Annotated in this window: 25 protein-coding genes and 1 riboswitch; of the genes, 11 read left to right on the top strand and 14 right to left on the bottom strand. The window is 64.0% G+C overall.

Going from position 1 to position 20,372, the window contains the following annotated elements; translation table 11 throughout:
* Positions 1 to 5: 5 nt before the first annotated feature.
* Positions 6 to 1,112, top strand: coding sequence for an extensin family protein (locus ABIB91_RS14180; protein WP_354161917.1), 1,107 nt, complete (start codon positions 6 to 8; stop codon positions 1,110 to 1,112).
* A gap of 36 nt (positions 1,113 to 1,148) precedes the next feature.
* On the opposite strand, the gene ABIB91_RS14175 is transcribed toward ABIB91_RS14180, so the two are convergent.
* On the bottom strand, positions 1,149 to 1,835 hold the full coding sequence (locus tag ABIB91_RS14175) for a L,D-transpeptidase (RefSeq protein WP_007594711.1): 687 nt from the start codon (positions 1,833 to 1,835) through the stop codon (positions 1,149 to 1,151).
* Between the two features lie 336 nt (positions 1,836 to 2,171).
* Here ABIB91_RS14175 and ABIB91_RS14170 point away from each other — a divergent pair, with 336 nt between their 5' ends.
* Together ABIB91_RS14170 and ABIB91_RS14165 are read left to right on the top strand one after the other, a co-directional pair.
* The gene (locus ABIB91_RS14170; protein ID WP_007594709.1) at positions 2,172 to 3,149 is read left to right on the top strand and encodes a magnesium transporter CorA family protein; all 978 of its coding nucleotides are present in this window, start codon (positions 2,172 to 2,174) and stop codon (positions 3,147 to 3,149) included.
* Positions 3,150 to 3,335: 186 nt separating this feature from the next.
* Complete coding sequence (locus tag ABIB91_RS14165; RefSeq protein WP_106942821.1) at positions 3,336 to 3,554, top strand: hypothetical protein; 219 nt, start codon at positions 3,336 to 3,338, stop codon at positions 3,552 to 3,554.
* Positions 3,555 to 3,632: 78 nt separating this feature from the next.
* On the opposite strand, the gene ABIB91_RS14160 is transcribed toward ABIB91_RS14165, so the two are convergent.
* The 3 genes from ABIB91_RS14160 to pdxH all read right to left on the bottom strand — a co-directional run bounded on the left by ABIB91_RS14160 (position 3,633) and on the right by pdxH (position 5,900).
* A complete protein-coding gene (locus ABIB91_RS14160; RefSeq protein WP_354161913.1) occupies positions 3,633 to 4,400 on the bottom strand; it encodes a class I SAM-dependent methyltransferase in 768 nt (255 codons plus the stop codon).
* A 7-nt stretch (positions 4,401 to 4,407) separates the two neighbouring features.
* Positions 4,408 to 5,160 carry an SDR family NAD(P)-dependent oxidoreductase gene (locus ABIB91_RS14155; protein ID WP_007594703.1) on the bottom strand — a complete coding sequence of 251 codons (753 nt, stop codon included), beginning with the start codon at positions 5,158 to 5,160 and terminating at the stop codon, positions 4,408 to 4,410.
* A gap of 98 nt (positions 5,161 to 5,258) precedes the next feature.
* A complete protein-coding gene (gene pdxH / locus ABIB91_RS14150) occupies positions 5,259 to 5,900 on the bottom strand; it encodes a pyridoxamine 5'-phosphate oxidase (protein ID WP_354161910.1) in 642 nt (213 codons plus the stop codon).
* Positions 5,901 to 6,013: 113 nt separating this feature from the next.
* Between pdxH and ABIB91_RS14145 the strand changes: the two genes are divergently transcribed.
* Both ABIB91_RS14145 and ABIB91_RS14140 read left to right on the top strand, forming a co-directional pair.
* Positions 6,014 to 6,421 (top strand): RT0821/Lpp0805 family surface protein, encoded by a 408-nt coding sequence (locus tag ABIB91_RS14145; protein WP_007594695.1) that lies wholly within the window; start codon positions 6,014 to 6,016, stop codon positions 6,419 to 6,421.
* 110 nt (positions 6,422 to 6,531) lie between these two features.
* On the top strand, positions 6,532 to 7,494 hold the full coding sequence (locus tag ABIB91_RS14140) for a DnaJ C-terminal domain-containing protein (protein WP_219678588.1): 963 nt from the start codon (positions 6,532 to 6,534) through the stop codon (positions 7,492 to 7,494).
* Between the two features lie 329 nt (positions 7,495 to 7,823).
* Here ABIB91_RS14140 and ABIB91_RS14135 read toward each other — a convergent pair whose 3' ends face one another.
* Together ABIB91_RS14135 and ABIB91_RS14130 are read right to left on the bottom strand one after the other, a co-directional pair.
* Positions 7,824 to 8,594 (bottom strand): anti-sigma factor family protein, encoded by a 771-nt coding sequence (locus ABIB91_RS14135; RefSeq protein ID WP_007594681.1) that lies wholly within the window; start codon positions 8,592 to 8,594, stop codon positions 7,824 to 7,826.
* Positions 8,595 to 8,700: 106 nt separating this feature from the next.
* The gene (locus ABIB91_RS14130; protein WP_007594679.1) at positions 8,701 to 9,189 is read right to left on the bottom strand and encodes a sigma-70 family RNA polymerase sigma factor; all 489 of its coding nucleotides are present in this window, start codon (positions 9,187 to 9,189) and stop codon (positions 8,701 to 8,703) included.
* Between the two features lie 173 nt (positions 9,190 to 9,362).
* Between ABIB91_RS14130 and fabI the strand changes: the two genes are divergently transcribed.
* The 4 genes from fabI to ABIB91_RS14110 all read left to right on the top strand — a co-directional run bounded on the left by fabI (position 9,363) and on the right by ABIB91_RS14110 (position 13,240).
* The gene (gene fabI / locus ABIB91_RS14125) at positions 9,363 to 10,178 is read left to right on the top strand and encodes an enoyl-ACP reductase FabI (protein WP_354161905.1); all 816 of its coding nucleotides are present in this window, start codon (positions 9,363 to 9,365) and stop codon (positions 10,176 to 10,178) included.
* Positions 10,179 to 10,192: 14 nt separating this feature from the next.
* Positions 10,193 to 10,792 (top strand): histidine phosphatase family protein, encoded by a 600-nt coding sequence (locus ABIB91_RS14120; RefSeq protein WP_354161902.1) that lies wholly within the window; start codon positions 10,193 to 10,195, stop codon positions 10,790 to 10,792.
* An 88-nt stretch (positions 10,793 to 10,880) separates the two neighbouring features.
* Complete coding sequence (gene aroC, locus ABIB91_RS14115) at positions 10,881 to 11,969, top strand: chorismate synthase (protein ID WP_354161899.1); 1,089 nt, start codon at positions 10,881 to 10,883, stop codon at positions 11,967 to 11,969.
* 80 nt (positions 11,970 to 12,049) lie between these two features.
* A complete protein-coding gene (locus tag ABIB91_RS14110; protein ID WP_354161896.1) occupies positions 12,050 to 13,240 on the top strand; it encodes an adenylate/guanylate cyclase domain-containing protein in 1,191 nt (396 codons plus the stop codon).
* 44 nt (positions 13,241 to 13,284) lie between these two features.
* On the opposite strand, the gene ABIB91_RS14105 is transcribed toward ABIB91_RS14110, so the two are convergent.
* The 8 genes from ABIB91_RS14105 to ABIB91_RS14070 all read right to left on the bottom strand — a co-directional run bounded on the left by ABIB91_RS14105 (position 13,285) and on the right by ABIB91_RS14070 (position 18,074).
* A complete protein-coding gene (locus ABIB91_RS14105; RefSeq protein WP_354161893.1) occupies positions 13,285 to 14,454 on the bottom strand; it encodes a sensor histidine kinase in 1,170 nt (389 codons plus the stop codon).
* Positions 14,455 to 14,514: 60 nt separating this feature from the next.
* Positions 14,515 to 14,766 carry a hypothetical protein gene (locus ABIB91_RS14100; protein ID WP_219678579.1) on the bottom strand — a complete coding sequence of 84 codons (252 nt, stop codon included), beginning with the start codon at positions 14,764 to 14,766 and terminating at the stop codon, positions 14,515 to 14,517.
* A 188-nt stretch (positions 14,767 to 14,954) separates the two neighbouring features.
* Positions 14,955 to 15,149: a hypothetical protein gene (locus ABIB91_RS14095; protein ID WP_219678576.1), complete on the bottom strand. Its 195-nt coding sequence runs from the start codon at positions 15,147 to 15,149 to the stop codon at positions 14,955 to 14,957.
* Positions 15,150 to 15,328: 179 nt separating this feature from the next.
* The gene (gene clpS, locus ABIB91_RS14090; protein WP_007594672.1) at positions 15,329 to 15,634 is read right to left on the bottom strand and encodes an ATP-dependent Clp protease adapter ClpS; all 306 of its coding nucleotides are present in this window, start codon (positions 15,632 to 15,634) and stop codon (positions 15,329 to 15,331) included.
* A 43-nt stretch (positions 15,635 to 15,677) separates the two neighbouring features.
* Positions 15,678 to 16,019: a DUF190 domain-containing protein gene (locus ABIB91_RS14085; protein ID WP_007594670.1), complete on the bottom strand. Its 342-nt coding sequence runs from the start codon at positions 16,017 to 16,019 to the stop codon at positions 15,678 to 15,680.
* A 2-nt stretch (positions 16,020 to 16,021) separates the two neighbouring features.
* A complete protein-coding gene (gene crcB, locus ABIB91_RS14080; protein WP_219678574.1) occupies positions 16,022 to 16,450 on the bottom strand; it encodes a fluoride efflux transporter CrcB in 429 nt (142 codons plus the stop codon).
* 6 nt (positions 16,451 to 16,456) lie between these two features.
* On the bottom strand, positions 16,457 to 16,855 hold the full coding sequence (gene crcB, locus ABIB91_RS14075; RefSeq protein WP_219678686.1) for a fluoride efflux transporter CrcB: 399 nt from the start codon (positions 16,853 to 16,855) through the stop codon (positions 16,457 to 16,459).
* 7 nt (positions 16,856 to 16,862) lie between these two features.
* The gene (locus tag ABIB91_RS14070; protein ID WP_354161887.1) at positions 16,863 to 18,074 is read right to left on the bottom strand and encodes an MFS transporter; all 1,212 of its coding nucleotides are present in this window, start codon (positions 18,072 to 18,074) and stop codon (positions 16,863 to 16,865) included.
* 147 nt (positions 18,075 to 18,221) lie between these two features.
* A riboswitch (Fluoride riboswitch) is annotated at positions 18,222 to 18,299 on the bottom strand.
* A gap of 286 nt (positions 18,300 to 18,585) precedes the next feature.
* Here ABIB91_RS14070 and ABIB91_RS14065 point away from each other — a divergent pair.
* Complete coding sequence (locus ABIB91_RS14065) at positions 18,586 to 19,455, top strand: DUF1194 domain-containing protein (protein WP_007594662.1); 870 nt, start codon at positions 18,586 to 18,588, stop codon at positions 19,453 to 19,455.
* 175 nt (positions 19,456 to 19,630) lie between these two features.
* Positions 19,631 to 20,263: a hypothetical protein gene (locus ABIB91_RS14060; RefSeq protein WP_007594660.1), complete on the top strand. Its 633-nt coding sequence runs from the start codon at positions 19,631 to 19,633 to the stop codon at positions 20,261 to 20,263.
* Positions 20,264 to 20,372: the final 109 nt, after the last annotated feature.

The following is a 20,372-nucleotide window of genomic DNA, read 5'->3' as shown; positions in this document are numbered from 1 at the left end:
TTGTCATGAGTCTTAGCCTGCCCGCCATTCGCCGCAAATGGTCTTGTCGCGGCTATATGTCCGTCGGCGCGGCCATGGTTACCGTGGCGCTCGGGCTCGCGGATCGGGCAGAGGCGCGCAAATATGGGTCCCCGCTGGACATCTTTGGTATTGCTGCACCACGGCCGCGCGCGACGGTTCGTTCTGCCAATATCTCTGGCAAGATCCCGCTCCCAAGGCCTCGCCCCGAGGAGGCCCCCAAGGCGTCGGACGAGGCGTCGGACGAGGCTCCTCCGGAGACCGGCGGCAAGCCTTCCGTGGACAAACCTGGCACCACCAAGCCCGCCGAGGCGGCGCCGCCGCCCGAGAAGCAGGCCTCGGCGTGCCGCCTCGGGCTGACCGAGGAGATCGCGATCGCGCCCTCGATCCCGGATATCCGCGGCCCCGGCGCCTGCGGTGGTGAGGATCTGGTGCGGCTCGAAGCCATCGTGCTGCCGGACCAGCGCAAGGTGGCGGTCAAGCCCGCGGCGATCCTCCGCTGCACCATGGCGTCCGCAATCGCCGATTGGGTGCGCAAGGACGTGGTGCCGCTGGCCGCGAGCCTCGGCTCGACCATCAGCGATCTCGACAATTTCGACAGCTTCGAGTGCCGCGGCCGCAACCGCGTTGTCGGCGCCATGCTGTCCGAGCACGGCAAGGCCAACGCGATCGATGTCCGCGCCATCAAGCTCGCTAACGGGCAGTCGATCGGCCTGACCGACCGCACCATGTCGCGCGAGGTGCGCGAGCGCGTGCTGCATTCGGTCTGCTCGCGCTTTTCGACCGTGCTCGGCCCCGGCTCGGATTGGTACCATGAGGACCATATCCATCTCGACCTCGCGCAGCGGCGCAACGACTACCGGATCTGCCAGTGGAACGTCTGGGATCCCCTGCCGCAGGTTGCGCCGCTGCTGCCGCCGGAACGGCCCGAGGAGGCCCCGCCGCGTGAGGTCGCGGCCAAACCTGAAGAAAAGCCCGAGACGAAGCAAGGAGTTGACGACGAGGCGGAGAAATCTCCTACGCCTGCGGACAAGTCGGCGGCCGAGGGCCACAAAGCCCAGCCGCACAAGCCGGCAACAAAAAAGCGCCGGTGAAACCGGCGCTTTTGAATGTCAGAGATCAGGAGGCAATCAGTAGCTGCCCGCCTGGCCAGTTCCGCCGCCGCCGAGCGCAAGGCGCGAATTGTACGGCGAGTCGCCATGCTTCGGTTCGAGCACCACGACGATGGTGCCGACCTTGACCCGGCCATAGAGGTCGATCGCGTCCTCGTTGGTCAGGCGGATGCAGCCCGACGAGATTGAGGCGCCGATATATTCCGGCTGATTTGTGCCGTGAATGCGGAACAATGTGTCCTTGCCGCCCGAGTACAGATACATCGCCCGCGAACCCATCGGATTGTCCGGACCGGGGGCGACGAAGGTGGGCACGCCCAGGCGCGAAATCTCGCCGGGGGTCGGGTGCCAGGCCGGCCATTCGGTCATGCTGCCGACCTTGGCAATGCCGGACCAGGCCATGGCTTCTTCACCGACGGTGATGCCGTAGCGGATCGCCTTGCCGCCATCCAGGACATAGTAGAGGTAATGGTTGTCGGAATCGACCACGATCGAGCCGGGCGATTCCTTGCGGTGGTACTCGACGATGGCGCGGCGGAACGGCTCTGCGACCGGGGTGTTCTCGTACCGAACCTTGGCAAGGAGTTCCTTGTCCTTCGGCTTGAATGCCTTGGTGTCGGTCGCTTCAAAATGCGTGGCCTGCATGCAGCCCGACAGCATCAGGCCAGCGGCCAAAATACCCAGCGTAACTTTCAGCAACGACATGATTTGGTTCCAATCGACAACAACAAGCTTTCGTGGGGCTTGAGCAGGCCCAATTCCACGATTCCGTTGGCCCCATTATCGTTGAAATCTGCCACAATTCCAGCCTTACGAAGCTTCTCCCGCGCTGCAAGACCTTACCTGTGGCTTTTCTGCCGCAAGTTTTGCGGGCCCGAGTCGGTTTCTGGGCAAAACGGGCACATGTGTCGATTCCGTGCCACAGTTGGGCCACGGCGCCGCCACAAATGCAAACGCTCCGTTAATGTGCTTGTCATCATCAACTTGTCAGAATCGCGCTAAGGGCTGTCAGTCTGTCGCAGGCCCCTCCTGGAGTTGTGCATGTTTTCTGTGTTTGTTCCCTCCGAGTCCTCCCTCAAGAAGGCCATCGTCGAGGATCTCGCGGCAGTACCGGAGCATGCGGTCTGGATCGACCTGGTCAACCCGACCGCGGCCGAGGACAAAGCCGTCGAGAAGCTCTCGGGGATCGCAATCCCGACCCGGGAGGACATGCAGGAGATCGAGATCTCGAGCCGCCTCTATATGGAGAACGGCGCGCGCTACATGACCGCGACGCTGATGTGCCACTCCGATACCGATATGCCCCGAACCACGGCGGTGACCTTCATTCTCGGCGACCACCGCCTGGTGACGGTGCGCTATGACCAGCCCAAGCCCTTTGCGCTGGTCGAGGCCAAGCTGGCCCGTTCCTGCACGCCGGCCATCACCGGCGAGATGGTGCTGATGGAACTGCTCGATGCCGTGATCGACCGCTGCGCCGACATCCTGGAGCGCTGCGGCGCCGAGATCGACCAGGTCTCGCATGACATCTTCGAGCCGGAGAGCGAGCGCCACGGTCATGCCAAGCAATATTCGCAAATCCTGATCTCGATCGGCCGCAAGGGCGACCTGACCTCCAAGGTTCGCGAGAGCCTGGTCTCGATCGGCCGTGTCGTCGCCTTCCTCTCGGCGGTGGTGGAGGGCGTGAAATGGTCGAAGGACATGCGCGAGCAGCTCAAGACCATGCAGCGCGACGTCGTCTCGCTGACCGATCATGCCTCCTATCTTTCCAGCAAGATCACCTTCGTGCTCGACGCCATGCTCGGCGTCGTCAATCTCGAGCAGAACAACATCATCAAGCTGTTTTCGGTCATGGCGGTTGTCCTGATGCCGCCGACGCTGATCGCCTCGATCTACGGCATGAACTTCAAGTCGATGCCGGAACTCGAATGGGCGCACGGCTATCCGTTCGCGCTGGTGCTGATGCTGATTGCGGCGATCGTTCCGTACTGGATCTTCAAGTGGAAGAAGTGGCTGTAATAGCTACCGAGACCTTACGCGGGACGCAGAGACACAGTGTCTGGTGTCGCAGAATAGAGCGGGATTGCGGCCGCACGGCGATGTGTGCTCGCCGCCCCAATTCCTCCGGTAAAATTTGAGCGGTGGGCTGAACGTTTACGCGAAACTTGTCTGCGATAAGGAGCAGGTAAGCCGCGAGGAACAGCCATGGTTGAAAAACACATAACGACGCCCCCCAACGTCATCGATCTGGCGAGCTATCGCCACGTCGTGACGAGCGGCAAGGCGTCGTCGATGTCGGCACGCATGTGCCGACACTGTGGTGCTCCGCTGCTCGACGGTGAGAACGACGACGATTGTTCGACTGCAATCAGCACGGCCGCTCCGCAGCCACGCGAGAGGTCACGTCGGATTCGACTCGATTGAGGAACGGGAGCCAAGGGCGATCCAGGTCTTGCGGCGGCGTTGTCTGGATCGCCTTGCTCCCGCCCTTCGGCAAATCAGCTAGCGCTTCACGATCTGCGCCGTCGAGACGATGGTCTCGGCCACGACCCCGTTGCCGCTGAAAGAAGCCAGGTGCTCCCGGACGTCGCGTAGCATCGCCTCGACATTGTCGCCCAGCGCATCTGGTGATGACGACGAATAGGTCAGCGTGCGCCGCGTCAGGTCCTCCACGCCAACTACGTGGCTGGTCTCGACCGTGACGAGTTCGGTGGGCTGAAAGGCGCTGCCGCGAAAGAACGCTGGCAAGTCGCGATGGGTGCGCGTGCCCCTGCCTGCCTCCTCCCAGAGCTTGGCCGGCGACCAGCGGCGGCGTACGTCGCTGTAGCCATCGAGCCACGGGTTTCTGCCGTCGGTGACCGAGAACGAGGCGCAGATCAGAATTGCGCCACCGCGCGCAACCAGCCGATCGAGCCGTGCAAGCGTCGGCTCACGATCCATCCAATGCAGCGCGCGGCCGATCGTCACGACGTCGAAGCTGATGTCGGGGCTGAGCGTCTCGACCTTGCCTTCGATCAGCGTGAGTGCGTGGCCTGCGCTCGCAGCCGTACGTCGCGCCGCATCGAGCATGGCAGGTTCTGGGTCGACGCCGACGATGCGGCCGACATAGGGCGCAAAGCCGAGCGCCAGCAGCCCAGGTCCGGTGCCGAGGTCGATCAAGCTGCTTTGCGTGGAGAGGCCGAGCTTTTCCGCGACGCTGCGAAAGAATTCGCTCGGGTACGGCGGTCGCAAATGCTCGTAAAGTGCCGCAGTGCTAGCGAACCGCCCCATGCTTCGCCTACACGTGCTGGCCACCGTTGATGTGGATCTCGGCGCCGTTGACGTAAGAACTGGTGTCCGTACACAGCACGTAGATGATCTTGGCGACCTCGTCGGGCGTGCCGAGCCGGTGCATCGGGATCTGCTGGTCGACGATCTTCTCGGTGCCCGGCGACAGGATGGAGGTGTCGATCTCGCCCGGCGCGATCGCGTTGACGCGCACGCCGACGCGGCCGAAGTCGGAGGCCATCTCGCGCGTCAGGGATGCCAGCGCGGCCTTCGAGGTGGCGTAGGCGGCGCCTGCGAAGGGATGCACGCGCGAGCCCGCGATCGAAGTGACGTTCACGACAGAGCCCTTGGCCGTCTTCAGTTCCTCGAGCAGCCCGCGCGCCATCATGATCGGCGCGAAGAAGTTGACGTTGAACACATGCGTCCAGGTGTCGAGGTCGGTGTCGATCGAGCCGAGCCTGGAGCCGCCGGCGCCCTTCGGTGAGATCGCGGCATTGTTGACCAGCGCATGCAGCATCCCGCCTTCGAGCCGGTCGCGGATGTCGGAGATTGCGCGGGTGGTATCGGCGGGCGTGGCGAGGTCGACCTGGATATGGTCCTCAGGGCCTGCATCCCACGGACAATCCTCCGGGAACGGATGTCGCGAGCAGGTGATCACGCGCCAGCCGGCCGAGGAGAAACGGATCACGGTGGCATGGCCGATGCCGCGGCTCGCCCCGGTCAGGAGCAGCGTACGGCGCGGCGCGTTGGAAGGCTGCGGCATGAAGGTCTTTCAGGTTGGAGCATGATCCGGATCCGGAGGGGCCGCGTTAGCGCAAAGCGTGCAGCGGTTTTCCGAAAGGACCATGGTCGAACAAAATACTAGGGATACATCCGCGTCTTGGACCATTTCTGGCCGGCCGCGTCACGGCGAAATTCGATGCGGTCGTGCAGGCGGAATGGGCGGTCGTGCCAGAACTCGATACGCGACGGCGCGATGCGCCAGCCGCTCCAGCCCGGCGGCCGTGGCACCTCGCCGATCATGTGCTTGGCGGCGACCTTGGCGATCGCCTGCTCGAAGGCGAAGCGGCTCTCCAGCTCCTGCGACTGCTTGCTCGCCCAGGCACCGATCTGCGCCTGCTTCGGGCGGGTGGCGAAATAGGCGTCGGCTTCGGCCTCGGTCACGGGCGTCACGTTGCCGCGGATGCGGACCTGCCGGCGCAGCGACTTCCAGTGAAAAAGTAACGCCGCCTTAGGATTTGCGGCGAGTTCGCGGCCCTTCTGGCTGGCGATGTGGCTGTAGAAGACGAAACCATCGGTATCGAAGCCCTTCATCAGCACCATGCGCACATCCGGCAGGCCATCGGGATCGACGGTTGCGAGCGCCATGGCGTTCGGATCGTTCGGCTCGCTCTTGATGGCTTCGTTCATCCAGGCCTCGAACAGCGCAAACGGCTCGTCGGCGGCGGTGAAATCACCGGATGTTAAGGGTGTCTGGTGTTTCATCGAGGTCGTGTCGGTCATGTCTGGGGTCCGAGTTGCGTCCTGCGGTCCAAAACGCGCTGTTGTCTGCTACCGCCCTATATAGGGTATGGGGACGCGTTGGCCTATCGGCGATCCGGCCGTCCGGCTTCGTCATGACGATCATTCTGATCGGGCTCGGCACCGGCGGTTGCAGCTTCTCCCGCAACGACAAGAGTGCCTACGCCAAGGCCGAGGACAGCGACCTCACCGGCTCGATCGCAATGCCGGCCAGGGCGGCGGCACCGACCGAGACCGATCTCGCCTTCGCCCGCAACGCCGCCTCCGACGTCCTCAGCAAGAACGATAAGGATTCCAGCCAGCATTGGGAGAATCCGGAAACCGGGGCGCGCGGTTCGGTCACGCCGATCGCGCAATCCTATGCCGCCGAGGACGGCCGCAAGTGCCGCGACTTCCTGGCGAGCTACGTCAACGGCAGCACCGAAAGCTGGCTCCAGGGCGCGGGCTGCCAAAGCAGCCGTGGCAGTTGGGAGATTCATACGCTAAAGCCGTGGCGGAGCTAGGAATCGCTTCACCAGGCTAGTTGCAAAAATACCACTCGCCCCCCACATGAGGCTCAGTTGGGGGCGGGGAGCCCTTTGAACAATTCGATTTCTTGAAGGAGACGTGACGGATGCGCGACCCCTATGAGGTCTTGGGGGTGCCGCGGAGCGCCAACGCTGCCGCGATCAAGAGCGCCTATCGCAAGCTTGCTAAGAAGCACCATCCTGACAGCAACAAGAACGACCCGAAGGCGGCCGAGCGCTTCGCTGAGCTCAATTCGGCCAACGAGATCCTCGGCGACGAGGACAAGCGCAAGCAATTCGACCGCGGCGAGATCGACGCCGACGGCAAGCCGCGCTTCCAGGGCTTTCCCGGCGGCGGCGGGCCGCGCGGTCGCGCGGGTCCCGGCGGGTTCGAGAGCTATACGTTCCGCGGTGGCGGCGCGGGCCCTGGTCCGGGCGGCGGCGCGTTCGAGGACATCCTCAACAGCATGTTCGGCGGTGGGCCGCGTCCGCGCCCCGGGGCCGGCGGCGGTGCCCAGTTCGAATTCGACACCGGCGGGATCGGGCTCGATCTCGACGTCAATGTCGCTATGACCGTCTCGCTGGAGGAGGCGGTGAAGGGTGGCGAGAAGCGCGTCCGGCTGCCGAACGGCAAGGAACTCAACGTCAAGGTTCCGGCCGGCGTGACCGAGGGCCAGCAGATCCGGTTGCGGGGACAGGGCGAGAGCGCCCAGGGCCATCCGCCGGGTGATCTCTTGATCACGATCGGCATCGCGCCGCATCCGTTCTTCAAGATCGAGGGCGCCGATCTCCGGATCGACCTGCCGGTCACGCTTTATGAGGCGGTGCTTGGCGGCAAGGTCCGCGTGCCCACCCTCGGCAATGCCGTGGAGCTTTCGGTCCCGCAAAACACCTCTAGCGGCCGGACCTTCCGGCTTAAGGGCAAGGGACTGCCAAAAGCTGGCGGAACCGGGGATCTCTTCGTCACTGTCAGGATTATGCTACCGGACGGGAACGACGCCGAGCTTGAAGCATTGATGGAGAAGTGGCGGGACCAACGCCCCTACAATCCACGTAGCGGGCTTGGCTAAGCGTGATCCAGAAAGTGTGAAGGGGTTCTCCTAACGACTGAGAGCGTCGTCCATCGAGATGATGCTCATCATATGCCCGAGGCGTGGTAGCTCTTCTTGGCTCACGTGCTCGACGTGTCGGCTGTCCGGCGGGGCAGCCGATAAAAAGGTGCGGCCTCGAGAGGGGGACCAGCGCGGTACCAAAAACCCCAATCGAGGCCGCCCGCGTCGATCGGCGGATCGAACGCTGCTCATTTTCGCGTGATCATCCGGTGCGATAATGAGACGCGCCGATGTCTTCATTCCAAATTTTCAATGTCGGAATCGAGGCACCGCGTTTGCCTAGTTGTCTAGGTGCCGCTTTTCTCTGCTTGGTCGTAGACCGCCTGCGCCACTTTGGTCAGCCGGTCCCGGTCACCGCCACCGCTGACGACGTAGCCGACGCCGCGCTCCGACCAGAACAGCGCCCCGTCCTTGTCCGTTCGGGCGTAGCGCATCTGCGTTGCACCATTCTCGGTCTTGGCGGTGTAAATCGTGTACCGCTCGCCCGAGGCACCCTCATACATCAGGAACGACGCCGGCCCGTTCGGCCCCGGCAAAAGCCGGCCACCGACGAGCTTTAGTCCACTCGCCTCCAGGTTCGGTGCAAACACGGTCCAGCCGCAGCGCCGGGTCAGCCAGGCCTGGAGGTGGTCGCGCTCGTTGCCGCCGACCTCGACGGGATGGCGAACCTCGACGACATAGAGGCGGTGGGCGTCGAGTGCGTCAGTCGTAAAGCTCTGGAAGGTCGAGGGCGCGTTGGCGGCACCATGCGCCAGCCAGCCGGCGGTGCCGCCGGCGACGAAGGCCACCAGCACGGCCGCGGCGGCGCCATAGAGCCAGTGCCGCGGGCGGCGCTCCAGCCGTTCGAGCTCGAGCCGCGCCGGCACCGGCTCCTGGGCGACGGAATCGTAGCGGGCGTGCAGCATCTCGGCCATGGCGCGCCAGGACTGCACGCGCTCGCCATCCTCAGGCTGCGCGGCAAGCCAGGCCTCGACGTCGGCGCGGCGCTCGGCCGGCAACTCGCCGTCGACATAGGCGTGCAGTTCGTCCTCGGTCACTGGGATCTTGCGGTCGTTCATATCGATCGTCTCTGGCTCTGCGGCCCAAAATGTTCTTCGTGGTTCAACTGCGCCGCTTCCCATGCCATGCAGGAGAAACGACCGGCGCGATGCATCAATCCTGCCATCATTTCACCCGCCTGAGCGCCGGGCGCTCACCCTCCAGCGAGGCTTTAACGTGGGCGCGGGCGCGTGCCAGGCGCGACATCACGGTGCCGATCGGCACGCCCTGGATGTCGGCGACCTCGCGGTAGCTCATGCCCTCCAGCATCACCAGGAGCAGCACCGAGCGTTGCTCCTCGACGAGCGTCGCCAGCGCCCTCTCGATATCGCGCCCTTCGGCTTCGGTCCCGCTGGCGTCCGGGTTGTTCTCCGTCAGCTGCATGAATTGCGGGCGCCGTGCCAGCGAGCGCCGCCGGTTCTTGTTGAGGTTGGTCAGGATCGTATAGAGCCAGCTCCTGACGTCGCCCCCGAGGAACAGGCGCTCCGAACGCAGCGCCCGCACCAGCGTGTCCTGCACCAGATCGTCGGCCGCATCTGCCTCGCGCGTGAGCGCGCGGGCGTAGCGGCGCAACGCCGGGATCATGGCTTCAACACTCTGGCGAAACGCACTCATTGCGATCTTGACGTCCTGATGTCCGGCGCGAGCGCCACAACGATCATAACACCCGAGCGGAACGGCTATTCCGGCGCGTGAAACAGCGTTAACGCCGCGTATTAGGACTGTACCGCCACGGAGGGCTGGTGTACCTCCAAACCTTACCGGGAGCTCGACGGGACGTTAGCAAAATGGCGCAGAATTCAGGTCTGATGCAGGGCAAGCGGGGCGTGGTCCTCGGCGTTGCCAACAACCGCTCGATCGCCTGGGGCATTGCCAAGGCATGCCACGCGGCCGGCGCCGAGCTTGCCTTCACCTATCAGGGCGATGCGCTGAAGAAGCGCGTCGAGCCGCTCGCCGCCGAGATCGGCGGGCTCGTGCTCGGCCATTGCGACGTCACCGATGCTGCGACCATCGATGCGGCCTTCGCGGTGCTGAAGGAGAAGTGGGGCGAGATCGACTTCCTGGTGCATGCGATCGCCTATGGCGAGCAGCTCGACGGCCGCTACGTCGACACCACGCAGGAGAATTTTTCGAAGTCCATGCTGATCTCCTGCTACTCGTTCACAGCCGTGGCGCAGCGCGCCGAGAAGCTGATGACCGACGGCGGCTCGCTGATCACGCTCAGCTATTACGGCGCCGAGAAGTGGATGCCGCATTACAACGTCATGGGCGTCGCGAAAGCGGCGCTCGAAGCGAGCGTGCGTTACCTCGCCGCCGATCTCGGCGAGAAGAACATCCGCGTCAACGCGATCTCCGCAGGGCCGATCAAGACGCTCGCGGCGTCCGGCATCGGCGATTTCAGATATATCCTGAAGTGGAACGAGGCCAACGCGCCGCTGCGGCGCAACGTCTCCACGGAAGACGTCGGCGGCAGCGCGCTGTATTTCCTCTCCGACCTCTCGCGCGGCGTCACCGGGGAGGTGCACCACGTCGATTCCGGCTATCACGTGCTCGGCATGAAGCGCCCGGACGCGCCGGACATTTCGTTCGGCGGGAAGGACTAACTTTTTACCCAGCAATGCCCGTGCCCACGATCTATTATCTGCGCCACGGCGAGACCGAGTGGAATGCGCTCGGGAGGCTTCAGGGCATCAAGGACATTCCGCTGAACGCGCGCGGTCGCGATCAGGCCGTGCGGGCCGGCGGCATTCTCGCCGATCTGTTCAAGCGCGAGGGCCGCGACAAGGCTGCATTACCCTACGTGTCGAGTCCGCTTGGCCGCGCGCGACAGACCATGGAACTGGCGCGGAGCAAGCTCGAACTGCCGATTGCGGACTATACGCTCGACGATCGCCTGCGTGAGATCGGCTACGGCACCTGGGAGGGACTGACGCTGGCCGAGAGCGAGGCCTCCGATCCCGACATCTACGCCCGGCGCCTCGCCGACAAATGGACTGTGGGCCCCGCGGGCGGGGAGACCTACGCCGATGTCCAGGTGCGCGTGCGCGCCTGGTACGACCAGCTCCGGACCGACACCGTCGCAGTCGCCCATGGTGGGACCTGCCGGGCCCTGATGGTTTCACTCGGCCTGGAGACGCCGGCGAGCGCCGCCGAACTCTATATCGAGCAGGGCGCCGTCTACGTGTTCCGGGATGGGCGGCTCGAGAAGTTCAGTTAAGCCGGCTCGCCGTCTCCGTGGGGGCTGCGGGTTTGACCACCGGCGCCCCGCGCGTTACCACACGCGGGAACCGAGCCAGCGAGCAGCGATGTCCTTCAACACCTTCGGCCACATGTTCCGCGTCACGACCTTCGGCGAGAGCCATGGGGTGGCGATCGGCTGCGTGGTCGACGGCTGCCCGCCCATGATCCCGCTCGTCGAGGCCGATATCCAGGGCGATCTCGACCGGCGGCGGCCAGGCCAGACGCGCTTCACGACCCAGCGTCAGGAGGCGGACCAGGTCAAGATCCTCTCCGGCGTGATGGCGCATCCGGAGACCGGCGTGCAGGTGACGACGGGCACGCCGATCGGGCTCCTGATCGAGAACACCGACCAGCGCTCCAAGGATTATTCCGAGATCAAGGACAAGTTTCGCCCCGGTCACGCCGACTTCACCTATGAAGCAAAGTACGGCCTGCGCGATTATCGCGGCGGCGGCCGCTCGTCGGCGCGCGAAACCGCGACGCGCGTTGCCGCCGGCGCGATCGCGCGAAAGGTGTTGCCCGATGTGAAGGTGCGCGGCGCGTTGGTGCAGATGGGGCCGCACAAGATCGACCGCGCGAAGTGGGACTGGGACGAGATCGCGAAGAATCCGTTCTTCTGTCCGGACAAGGACAAGGCCGCATTCTTCGAGACCTATCTCGACGGCATCCGCAAGAGCGGCTCCTCGATCGGCGCGGTGATCGAGGTCGTCGCCGAAGGTGTGCCGGCTGGCCTTGGCGCGCCGATCTACGCCAAGCTCGATTCCGATCTGGCGGGCGCGATGATGACCATCAACGCGGTGAAGGGCGTCGAGATCGGCGCCGGCTTTGGCGCGGCGGAATTGACCGGCGAAGAGAACGCCGACGAGATGCGCACGGGCAATGACGGCACGCGTTTTCTCTCCAACCACGCCGGCGGCGTGCTGGGCGGCATCTCCACAGGGCAGCCGGTGGTGGTGCGTTTCGCGGTCAAACCGACCTCGTCGATCCTGCAGCCGCGTCTCACCGTCGATCGCAACGGCGCCGACACCGAGATCATGACCAAGGGCCGCCACGATCCCTGCGTCGGCATCCGCGCCGTACCCGTCGGCGAAGCCATGATGGCCTGTGTTTTGGCGGATCATTTCCTGCGCGACCGCGGCCAGGTCGGGCGCTAGCGTTCTGCGAGGCGCTTGTATCGCGCCACTGGCCCACCGCGCAGCTTGACGATCCCACAACTTCGTCCGCAAATGCGCGCATGGAAAGTTCCGAGCTCCAACGCATCACCAGCTGGCTGATCGACGGCGCCTGGTCGTCGAAGACCCCGGCCGAGATGACGGCGGAAGCCTGCGAACGGATGGTCGCAGCCGGTCTGCCGCTATGGCGGTTCGGCATCTTCATCCGCACGCTGCATCCCGAAATTTTCGGTCGCAACTTCATCTGGCGGGAGGGCGAGGAGGTCGAGATCGGCACGGTCGATTTCGAGATCCTGGAGACGCCGGAATTCGCCAGAAGTCCGCTGAGGGTCGTGTTCGAGCAGGGACTTGAGGTGCGCGGACGCATGGACGATCCCGGCAGCAAGCATTTCCTTTTTTTCGACGATATGCGTGCCGAAGGCGTAACCGACTACGTCGCGACGCCAATGCAGTTTCTCGACGGCTCGGTCCACGCGACGAGCTGGACCACGCGCCATCCAGGCGGATTCACCGATGAACACATCGCGGCGATTCACGCCATCATCAAACCGCTCGCGCGCATCACCGAGATCATCAGCCTGCGCCGCACCGCCGAGATGCTGCTCGACACCTATGTCGGCAATCGTGCCGGCGCGCGCATCCTTGGCGGTCAGATCCGCCGCGGCCACAACGACACCATGCAGGCTGCGATCTGGCTCTCCGATCTGCGCGGCTTCACCGCACTGTCGGACCGGCTGCCGGCCGAGACCGTGGTCGAGATCCTCAACCATTATTTCGACTGCCAGGTCGCCGCGATCCGCGGCCATGGCGGCGAGGTGCTGAAATTCATGGGCGACGGCCTGCTCGCGGTATTCCCCATCGACGAATATGTCGGCGATGCCGCGCATGTCTGCACGCGGGTGCTGGAGGCGGCGCGCGAATCCCGCGCCAGCGTCGAGGCGCTCGCGTACCCTGTCGGCGACGTCGTCGAGCGCTTCCGCTTCGGCGTTGCGCTCCACGTCGGCAACATCCTCTACGGCAATATCGGTGGCGGCAATCGCCTCGACTTCACCTGCATCGGTCCCGCCGTGAACCTTGCCGCCAGGCTCGAGAAGATCACCGGTCGCCTGGGGCGGACCGTCGTGGCCTCGGAAATGTTCGCCAATGTCTGCCGCCACGACTGGCACGAACTCGGCGAATTCCCGATCGCGGGCTTTTCAAAGGCGCAGCGCGTGTACGGGCTGACGGAGGAGACGCCGGTGCTGATGGCCTGAGGTCGTCCTCGGATGTCCGCCGCCGCCAAGCCGGTGAGCAGAATTCAGGCGTTCGACGCCATCACGGACTTCAGCGGTACATCCAGCTGATAGACAAATCCGGACGGTTCGTAGGCCAGCCGCACCTGCCCGTTCAGTTGCTGGCCGAGCGACTCGATCATCCGGGTGCCGTAGCTTCGCCGCGTCGGCGGCGCCACCACGGGGCCGCCGCTTTCGCTCCACTTCAGGCGCAGCCTTTGCTCGATCTCGTCCACCGTCCATGCGATCTCGACATGGCCGGAGGAACTGGACAGCGCGCCGAATTTCGTTGTGTTGGTGCAGAGCTCGTTGAATGTCATCGCCAGCGCTATCACGGCACCGGACGTGATCCGGAGGTCCGGCCCATTGAAATGGAATCGTCGGCCCCCCTGACTGTCAAAAGGATCGGTGGCGCCGCTCAGGGTGTGAGTGAGGCTCGCATTTGACCAGCTGACCTGTATCAACAGGTCGTGGGCACGCCCCAACGCCAGCAAGCGGCCATCCATGGCTTTTTGGCCTTGCTCGAGATTGATTGCGGCCCGGAAGCTCTGGGCTGCGATTGCGCTCACCGTCGCAAGCGTATTCTTGATGCGATGATGCAGCTCTCCGAGGATGAGCTTTTGCAACTTGTCGGCGGCCTCGCGTTCGTGGGCTTCGATGCCGGCTTGAGCGAGCAGGACCTTGGCGTCGGTGTCGGCCTGTTCCAGCAACAGGCGCAGATTGTCGTTCTCCGCTACCAGAACCGATTCCTGTGGCGATCGAGCAACCTCAAGGTTTTCCCCGGGATCTGTCGTTGTGTTCGGAAGGATTTTTAGCGCGCCCGCTCCGATCATCGTCTGCAACTGCGAGATCATTTCGTCGACGGCGAGCGGCTTGCGAAAGAAGCGGCTGTCCGCCGGCGTTTCGTTTTCAGACGGCTTTACCTGACCGGAAACCAGCACGATCTTGATGGCAGGCCAGCGATCGTGCACCGCGTGGGCCAGCTTCAAGCCGTCCATGGTCCCGGGCATCTGGATGTCGCTGAACAGAAGCGAGATGTCCGACCGCGACTCGAGGATTGCGATGGCTTCGTCGGCGTTGACGGCCTGCACAGGGCAGAAGCCTGCATCCTCCACGATATCGACCGCGCGCATGCGCAGGATCATCTCGTCTTCGACGACGAGCACATTCGGCAGGGAGGTTGGAGGTGTTGACATCTGTGCACGATACTTTCCTGGACATCCGACAAGCTCGGCCGGCGCTTTGCGATTGTTGGTTTAGCGGCGCGCCGTCACCAAACGAGCTTCATGAACCCTGACATCGGATTCACCTCGGCGCAGACACGACGCTTCGAAGTCCGGCCAGACCTGGCCCAGGCAATTCCTGGCCACCGGATGGCTCGCCAGCCGGTCCGCCTTCGCCAAAGCAACGGTTTCGCGCGCTTTCACTTGCGGAGCGAAGCCGGGCAACACCATTACCGACACTCCGAGGAGCGCGAACATCGCGAACGCGATAAGAGATTTCATCATCGGGGGGCTGCTTTGCTGTTGCCTGCTCCCGCTGCGTTCGGGGAACGCTATCTCAACAATCAAAACAAGATATCGTTCACCACGTGCAACTTATATTTGAGTTCTGGTTTCCGGGAATGCTGCGCCGGCGCTCAAACTGGCACTGCTGCCTTGGGCTTCGCTCCATCGGCAGGCTGATGCATTCGCGACTAGCGCGGCGCCTTCAGGCCCGGCGAACTTAGCCAATCATGAATGTGCGAGGCTGTTTCGCTCAAGCGCGCCGCCTTGAGAAGCGATTCCCGCTGAACGCCGGGCGGGGCAATCTCTGCGCGACGGCGAGCCTCGGCTGCCAATTGGGCAAGGCGATTGCTCAGCGGGATGGTTCTCTTGGTGGTGTCTTGCATGGGACGCTCCGCATTGGGCGGGAGCGCAAAGACTCTCTCAGTCACCGATAGATGCCGTGACGGGCCGGTGATGGCTCACCATGCGCCTGTTGACGGCCAATAGATACATTATTCGGCAGAGCCGATTCGGCGCTGAAATCGCAACAGGGCGCCAAAGCACCAAAGCCGGGCCGGAGCCACTATTCCTCCGGCTCCGTGGTGAACAGCAGCGGATAGCCCTTGGTGCGGCCGGCATCCGTTGCGCGGGTAGCCTTGGTCTCGGCGACGTCCTTGGTGAAAACCGCGACCACGCAGGCGCCGAGCTTGTGGGCGGTGATCATCACCTTGTAGGCCTGATCCTCGGTCATCCGGAACTCGGCCTTGAGGATCATCGTGACGAATTCGCGCGGCGTGAAGTCGTCGTTGATCAGGATGACCTTATGAAGCTTCGGCCGCTCGACCTTGGTCTTCGTCCTGGTTTTCGGTTTGGCAACGGTATCGTTCATTCCGCCTCCCGGATATGGCGGGTTCGGGTTCCTGCCGGCGCGCTCAGCGCGCGGCCTTCTCACCATATTGCAGGACCTGCACCTTCTCCAAGGTGATCAGGCCGCTCGACATCATGCCATCCAGGATGGGCAGGAATGCATTGATGTTGTCCTCGCTGTCGACGATCTCGATCAGCAGCGGCAGGTCTTCCGAGAGCCGCAGAATCTTCGAAGTGTGCAGCCGGCTCGACTTGCCGAAGCCCATCGGGCCGCGCAGCACGGTGGCGCCGGCCAGATGCCGCTCGCGCGCCGTCATCACGATCGCTTCATAGAGCGGCTTGCCGTCGAAATGGTCGTTCTCGCCAATGAAGATCCGGAGCGAAACTGCCTGATTGGGGATTTGCATGATTAGCTCCTTCGCAAGCGGTTGGTGCCGCTGGCTATCATATGGCCTGCCCATACCGACACCAGCCAGCAAATGACGGATGCCGCGATATAGGCGAGCGCCGTATATTTCATGCCGCCGTGGAGCAGGCGGAAAGTCTCCAGGCTGAAGGTCGAAAAGGTCGTGTAGCCGCCGCAGAACCCGGTCATGACGAACTGCCGGTGCTCGGGCCGGGCCAGCAGGCGGCCGTCGGGCCCGGTCAGGGTCGCGTAGAAGCCGATGATCAGTGAGCCCGTGGCGTTGATGAACAGCGTCGCGACCGGGAAGCCGGGGCCGGTGTCGAGCGCAAGCCCGACCAGATAGCGCGCCAGCCCGCCGACCATGCTGCCGGCGGCAATCCAGGCATAGAGCGTCGCGGTGCGCCAGCGATCGGCAAAGGAGGGGGACTTCATCTGCCTCTAGCCTGCCAGAGTGTCCGCGAGGAGGAAGCCGCAACTGACGGCCGCGAGGCAGAGCACGACCGAGACCGCGACATTCCCGAGCGCGTGCATCGCCTCGCCGTTGCGCGCCAGCGTCAGCGTTTGCAGACTGAACGAGGACACCGTGGTGTAGCAGCCAAGAAAACCGGTGACCGCGAACAGCCATGGATCGGGCGCGGCGAAGACCGAGCCGGGATGGGTCGCCAATGCGCCAAAAATGCCGATCAGAAAGGCGCCGGTGACATTGATGGTCACGGTGCCCCACGGAAACGTCTCGCCCAGCCGCCGGGCGATCGCGCCGGAGATGAAATAGCGCGCGCAGCCGCCGAGCATGCTGCCGATCATGATCGCAAGCACTCCGCTCAGCACGGCGAACAGCCCCCCGTCATCGTTTCTCCTCCGTTGCCAGCCCGCCGCCGACGGCGAATAGTCCCACGAGCGCGACCAGCGCGAAGCCGAGCCCCGCCAGGAACGTGCCGGCCGGACCATAGGCATCCCACAAGGCGCCGGCGATCACGCTTGCGGCCAGCAAGGCAAGGCCGGTGAACAGGTTGAAATAGCCGAACGCGGTGCCGCGCAGGCTCGGTGGCGCCGCGTCGGCGACGAGGGCCGAGAGCAGGCCTTGCGTCAACCCCATATGCAGTCCCCACAGCACGACGCCGAGGGCGAGGCCCCCAAGGTTTGGCAGCAGCGCGAGCGCAAGATCGGCGCCGGCGAGGAAGACGAGGCCGAGCGCGAGCAGGCCGGTGCGGTTGATCCGGTCCGAGAGCACGCCGGCCGGATAGGCCGACAACGCATAGACGATGTTCATCAGCACCAGCACGGCCGGCACCCACATCGCATTGAGCCCGATGTTCTGCGCGCGCAGGATCAGGAAGGCCTCGCTGAAGCGCGCCAGCGTGAACACGACGCCAACCGCGACCACGCGCCAGTATACGGACCCGAGCTGGCGCACCGCGGCGGTATTCAGTGGATTCCTTGAGGGCTCCCGGCCAGGGTCCGGCTCCGGCTCGCTCACCGCGAACGCGATCAGTCCGAACGACAGGAAGCCCGGCAGCACGGCCACCCAGAACACCATCGTAAAATTGTCCGCCGTCCACCACATCAGGCCGATCGCCATGAGCGGCCCGACGAAGGCACCGATGGTGTCGAGCGACTGCCGCAGGCCGAAGCTCGCGCCACGCAGGCCGATGGGTGCGATATCGGCGATCAGCGCATCGCGCGGCGCGCCGCGAATGCCCTTGCCGACGCGGTCGATGAAGCGCGCGGCAACCAGCCATCCGACGCTGGGGGCAAGCGGGAATAGCGGTTTTGTCAGCGCGGCGAGTCCGTAGCCCAGCGCGGCGAGCAATTTGCGCCGGCCTAGCCAGTCGGACAACGCGCCGGAGAAGATCTTCGTGATCGAGGCGGTCGCCTCGGCAATGCCCTCGATGAAGCCAACGGTAAGCGTGGAGGCGCCGAGCACGGTGACGAGATAGACCGGCAGCAGCGCGTGGATCATCTCGGAAGAGACGTCCATCAGCATCGAGACGAAACCGAGCACCCAGATTCCCCTGGGCAGCCCCGCAAGTGCAGCATTCGGTGTTGTCGTCGTCACGTCCAGGACTTCTCCTCGGCCTCTGCTTGACCTCTGCTTGACCTCTGCTTGACCTCTCCTTGGCCTTCGCGTCCAGGCAACAAAAAACCCGCCAGCGGCGGGTTTGTCCATGCTCCCGCCGAAGGCAAAGGCTTAGAAATTGCCCGTCCTCAAGCAGGAGTCATCAGCCCATTACGGTCACAGGCCGCCGGGCGGTTGTCGGGGGACTCCATCCCCATCTGTGTCGCCAGCCTAGCATGGAAATGGCGCCGGACAAATGGGCGAGGGTGCTCTGTCCAGTGGCCCGTTCTTCCGGGGCGCATGGCGCATGACGGCATACCCGTGCCAGCGATCGCGCAGTCAGCGGCGCGAGCGCGGCAACATGGCGGCAGCTTTGCGTAATGCTTCGCAATTCCCGACCCGCAGATCCCAACGCGCAAATCCCTAACTGGAATGTGAAGCGCAAGCGATCTTCGGACTTTGCGGCAAGGCGATTGCATGTCACCATCGCGTCATACGACGGGAGGCTGCGATGCGCTTGCTGTTCTCGATCGGGGCTGTGCTGGTGACCGGCATGTTTGCCGGAGGGGACGTCGCGGGCATCGCGGCACCAGGACCCAAATTTGAGTCGCCTAAAATTCAGCCGCAACGGCAAGCAGCCGACAGGGACGCGCAGACGGTCGATGTCGAGCTGATCCTCGCTGTCGACGTCTCCTACTCCATGGACATGGACGAGCTCGCGATCCAGCGCGAAGGCTATGCGCAGGCGATCCAGTCGAAGGAATTCCTGCAGGCGCTGAAGCTGGGCCCGAACGGCCGGATCGCGGTGACGTATTTCGAGTGGGCCGCCTCGACCGACCAGAAGATCATCATTCCCTGGCGCCTGATCGACGGACCGGAGACCGCCGATGCCGTCGCCGCCGAAATCCTGAAGACGCCGATCCGGCGCGCCTCGCGCACTTCGATCTCCGGCGCGATCAGTTTCGCGATGCCGCTGTTCGACGAGGATCCCTATCGGGGCTTGCGCCGTGTGATCGATATTTCCGGCGACGGTCCCAACAACAATGGCACTCCGGTCACGATTGCGCGCGACGCGGCGATCGAGAAGGGCATCGTGATCAACGGCCTCCCGATCATGGTCAAGGAGCCGTCCTATTCGACCATGGATATCGACAATCTCGACTTCTACTATGAAGATTGTGTCATCGGCGGCCCCGGTTCCTTTGTCATCACGATCAAGGATCGCGAGAAGTTCAAGGAAGCCATCCGCACCAAGCTCTTGATGGAGGTTGCAGGCCGTATGCCGGAGCGCCCGGTGATGCGCGTTGCGGAGAAGGACAGGGAGCCGCGTGTGAACTGCATGATCGGCGAGAAGATCTGGTCAGACCGCTGGGGTCGCTGAGCGCGGCCCCCGGACGAGACCTTTTGCCCTATTTGCCCGCGATGGAATTTTAACCATGCGTTAACTGTTGCGTGGCCCTAATCGGCTGCTTCCAATTGTTTCCGGATACTGTTCTGACGTTCCTGTCGGGGCGCGAACCAAGCGGGCCTGTCAGACAAATCCGCCGAGCAATCCAATGGCCATCGTCTCATCGAGCACCAGCCAGATTTCGCCCGCCAACGAGCGGGTGTATCACCAGAGCGCCCTGCTCGGTGACTGGAAGGGCAATTGGGCGGGCAACAACCAGCCCGTCGGCTTCAAGGTCGTGAACATCCGCGGTGCCCGGGCGCAGGTCGAGTACACCCATAACGGGCACACCGAGCGCGGCTTTGGCGAGGTCGCCGGTTCGCTTCTCACCTTCGGTAACATCACGGTCGGCACCAAAGACGGCAAGAGTTTGGTGCTGTTATCCTCCGCGGGCGCTGGCAAGCAGACCGCGACGCTGGACAAGCAGGCGCCGCCGGCCTCGGACAGCCGTCTGATGGGAAGCTGGGGTGGCTATTCAAGTGACAATGGCAAGAGCGCGAGCTTCAGGGTGCTCGGCGTCAACGGCAACGAAGCGCAGGTCAGCGTCACCACCGATGGCGTCACCCGTCAGGGCACCGGCACCGTCTACAAGAACGTCATCATGTTCGGGCAGGCGCAGATTGCGACCGACGACGGGCAGAACGGCAAGATCATCTACCAGGTCGGCAACAAGTCATTCATGGTGCCCGTGACGAAATATCCGCCGGCGGATACGTCGTCCACGGTGGACAGGACGGCATAGCAGATCACGGCTGCTGCTCGCTGGACCGCGTCAGCGCCTTCAAGTGCCGGTCGATCTGACGCAAGACGTCGCACGCGGGCGCCAAAGCGCCATTACCGATCATTTGCGG

Source organism: Bradyrhizobium sp. JR4.3, assembly GCF_040547695.1.
Lineage (GTDB): Bacteria > Pseudomonadota > Alphaproteobacteria > Rhizobiales > Xanthobacteraceae > Bradyrhizobium > Bradyrhizobium canariense.
Note: the sequence above shows the minus strand (reverse complement) of the source record. Positions and strands in the feature narration are given on the sequence as shown.